Here is a 3,118-nt window from a genome sequence, read left to right on the forward strand (position 1 = left end):
CCCTGGCTCGGGTTGCCCCAACTCCCCTTGGTGGACTGGCCCGATCCGGCCGAGGAGGGGGAGGAGGGGGAGGAGGGGGACAGTGCGGGCGGTCGCCTGCACTGGAAGACCCGGTCGCTCGTCGCCTGGGCCGGCGGGCGTCCCTTCGTCTGGGTGGACGACGAGATCCGGGACGCCGACCGCGACTGGGTGACCGCCCATCATCCCGAACGGGCGTTGCTGCAACGCGTCGACCATCGGTACGGGATCACGGAGGCGGATTTCGCCGCCATGGAGGCGTGGTTGGCCGTCAACCGGTCGTGAGGGGTTCGTCCGACGACAGTTTCAGCAGCCACCTCGCGCTCGCCGTCGCGCCCGCCCTGCGCGTCGCGTCGGACGCGCCGGGGAAGTGCCGGCCCCAGGAGACCGCGCGGCCGATGGCACCGAGCCGTTCCGCCAGGGTCAGGGCGCGGTGAAGTTCCTTGGTGGTACGGCCGGTTGCGGTCCAGGGTTCCAGGTAGGCGTCCCGCAGGCGGGGGAGCGACTCGGGGCCGTAGCGCTCCACGATGTCGCCGGCGGGGACCAGGAAACTGCAGAACGGGTGCGAGACGGCCGCGTCGCCCCAGTCGAAGAAGGTGAAGCGGCCGGGCTCCGGGTGGAACAACTGGCCGTCGTGCAGGTCGGAGTGGTCCAGGGAGTCCTCGATCCCCAAGTCGGCCAGTTCCGTTGACCAGTTGAGCAGGCGGGGGCGTGCGGCACGCATCCTTGTGAGATCGACGGCCGCGTCTTCCGTGAGTACGGAAGCGATGAACTCCACTGTGCGGTCGAAGACTTGGGGAAGTGCCGTCGTACGGGCACCGGGGACGCCGAGGTCTTCCAGGTCCTTGGCGTACGGGATCAGCGCGCGCTGCATCGTCGCGTACCGGCGCAGGGGTTCCTCCCACGCGCGGGGGTCGGCCGGGTCGCGGTCGAGGACCTGGCGGAAGAGGTCGCCGCCGTCGGGGAGCAGGGTCCAGCCGCGGTCGGCGTCGACGGCGAGGGGGTGCAGGACGTACTCCGGGACCCAGCGGGCCAGTGCGGCGGTGAGGGGGGCCTCGAAGGCGCCGGCCGGGGGATTCGCCTTCAGCCATACGGTGGTCGGGCGGCCGGCGGCGTCCGTGCCCTCGACCGGGATGCGGACCAGTACGGACCAGGGGCGCAGCCGCACACTCCGTCGGCCCGCCGCGCGCAGTCCCCTCGCCGCGAGTTCACGGTCGGCCCAGCCGAGCAGCGCGCCGCGCCAACTCTCCTGATCCCAGGGGGTCTTGGAGTTCTCGTACTGCCCGCGGTCCATGACCACTGATGCGTCGTCGTCCGATGTGTCGTCGTCCTGCGTGTCCTGCATTCGGTCATTCCAGCAGCGGATGGCGGACCGATGCCATTGATTTCTGTGCGGCACAAGGCCGCGCGGTAGCGCACGGTAGCGTGCTGATCATGGCGGACTGGGAGATACGGCCCGCGTCGGCGGCCGACGTCGAGGCGGTGGCCGAGCTGCGCGCGGAGGTGCTGCGCGGTGATCTGGAACGGCTCGGGCGCTACGACTCCCGGCGCGTGCGGCAGCGGCTGCGGGACGGGTTCGCGCCGGAGTGCACCTGGGTGATCGAGGTGGGCGGCGCGTTCGCCGGATGCGTGGCGCTACGGCCGGACGCGGAGGCCGGCTGCCACTGGCTGGAGCACTTCTATCTCGACGCGCGGCTCCAGGGCGGCGGGATCGGTTCCGGTGTGCTGCGGGTGCTGCTGGAGCGGTGCGACCGGGATGGTGTTCGTGTCGTGCGGCTGAATGTGTTGCGGGGGTCTCCGGCCCGGCGGTTGTACGAGCGGTACGGGTTCGTCGTCGAGGCGGAGGACGCCGTGGACGTGTTCATGGTGCGGGAGAGGGAATCGGATCGCCGGTGCGACGCCCGGTGCGACGCCCGGTCCGGTGCTCGGCCTGACATTCGCCTCGCCTGACATTCGCGGGGGCTGTGTCGTCGTACCGGTATGAACACAGGAATCCGGTACCTCAGCCTCGGTCTGCTGGCCGTGGTCAGTCTGTACACAGGTCTCTGGGCCTACTTCTCGCCGACGGGGTGGTATGCGAACTTCCCCGGGCTCGGGCTGACGTGGCTGCCCCAGCTCGGCCCCTACAACGAGCATCTCGCCAAGGACGCGGGGGCGATGTTCCTCGCGCTGGCCTGTCTGACGCTGATCGCGCTGCGCCAGGTGCGGAACACCAGGCTGGTCCAGACGACAGGTGCGGTGTGGCTGGTCTTCAACGTGCTGCACTTCAGCTATCACGTGCGGCACCTCGACATGTACGGGACGCGGGACCAGGTGCTGAACGTGGTGTTCCTGGCCGCGTTGGTGCTGCTGGCGGCGGTGCTGCTGGTACCGGTGGCGGGGTCCGTCCGTTCCGCGGAGCGGGGTGAATCCCGGTGAAGGAGAGGGTCGGCATGCGGGTGGCGGTGGCGGGCGGTACCGGGCTGGTGGGCCGGTACGTGGTCGAGGAGCTGGTCGCGGCCGGGCAGGAGGCGGTGGTGCTGAGCCGGTCGCGAGGGGTGGATCTCCTCGCCGGGGGCGCGGCGCTCGATGCCGCGCTCGACGGGGTGGACGCGGTCGTCGACGTGAGCAACGTGACGACCACGAGCGCGCGGAAGTCGATCGCGTTCTTCGACACCGTAGGGCGCCATCTGCTGGCCGCGGGCGAGCGGGCCGGCGTACGGCATCACGTGGTGCTGTCGATCGTCGGCATCGACCGGGTCGGCCTCGGCTACTACCAGGGCAAACTCCGCCAGGAGGACGTGGTGAAGGAGGGCCCGCTGCCGTGGACGGTGCTGCGCGCGACGCAGTTCCACGAGTTCGCCGAGCAGACCCTCGGCCGGGTGCCGGGGCCGCTCGCGGTGGTGCCGCGGATGCGGACCCAGCCGGTCGCGGCACGTGAGGTCGCCCGGCACCTGGTGCGGCTCGCGTCGGCCCCGGCGCAGGGCATGGCCCCGGATCTCGCCGGGCCGCGCGTCGAGCAACTCGTCGACATGGTGCGCCGGTTGCTGCGGGCCAGGCAGGAACGGCGGCTGGTGCTGCCGGTGCGGATGCCGGGGGCGGTGGGGGCGGCGATGACGGG

The 3,118-nt window shown here is 71.3% G+C and carries 4 protein-coding genes and 1 pseudogene; 4 read left to right on the forward strand and 1 reads right to left on the reverse strand.

Annotated features, from left to right (window positions below; all coding sequences use genetic code 11):
* Window positions 1-303, forward strand: a pseudogene (locus JHN63_RS49890) (hypothetical protein); the annotation flags it as partial.
* Here JHN63_RS49890 and JHN63_RS49895 read toward each other — a convergent pair.
* Complete coding sequence (locus JHN63_RS49895; RefSeq protein WP_234478904.1) at window positions 290-1,363, reverse strand: aminoglycoside phosphotransferase family protein; 1,074 nt, start codon at window positions 1,361-1,363, stop codon at window positions 290-292. The pseudogene JHN63_RS49890 and the gene JHN63_RS49895 overlap by 14 nt on opposite strands.
* Before the next feature lie 89 nt (window positions 1,364-1,452).
* Between JHN63_RS49895 and JHN63_RS49900 the strand changes: the two genes are divergently transcribed.
* From JHN63_RS49900 to JHN63_RS49910, 3 genes are all read left to right on the forward strand, one after another.
* Entirely contained in the window at window positions 1,453-1,968 is a 516-nt protein-coding gene (locus JHN63_RS49900; protein ID WP_200691760.1) for a GNAT family N-acetyltransferase, read from the forward strand.
* Window positions 1,969-1,998: 30 nt separating this feature from the next.
* A complete protein-coding gene (locus JHN63_RS49905) occupies window positions 1,999-2,436 on the forward strand; it encodes a hypothetical protein (protein WP_200691761.1) in 438 nt (145 codons plus the stop codon).
* A gap of 14 nt (window positions 2,437-2,450) precedes the next feature.
* Window positions 2,451-3,118, forward strand: a 668-nt coding sequence (locus tag JHN63_RS49910) for an SDR family oxidoreductase (RefSeq protein WP_200691762.1), incomplete at its 3' end; no start/stop codon positions are given.

Origin of the sequence: Streptomyces sp. MBT65 (assembly GCF_016612545.1) — a bacterium.
Classification (GTDB): domain Bacteria; phylum Actinomycetota; class Actinomycetes; order Streptomycetales; family Streptomycetaceae; genus Streptomyces.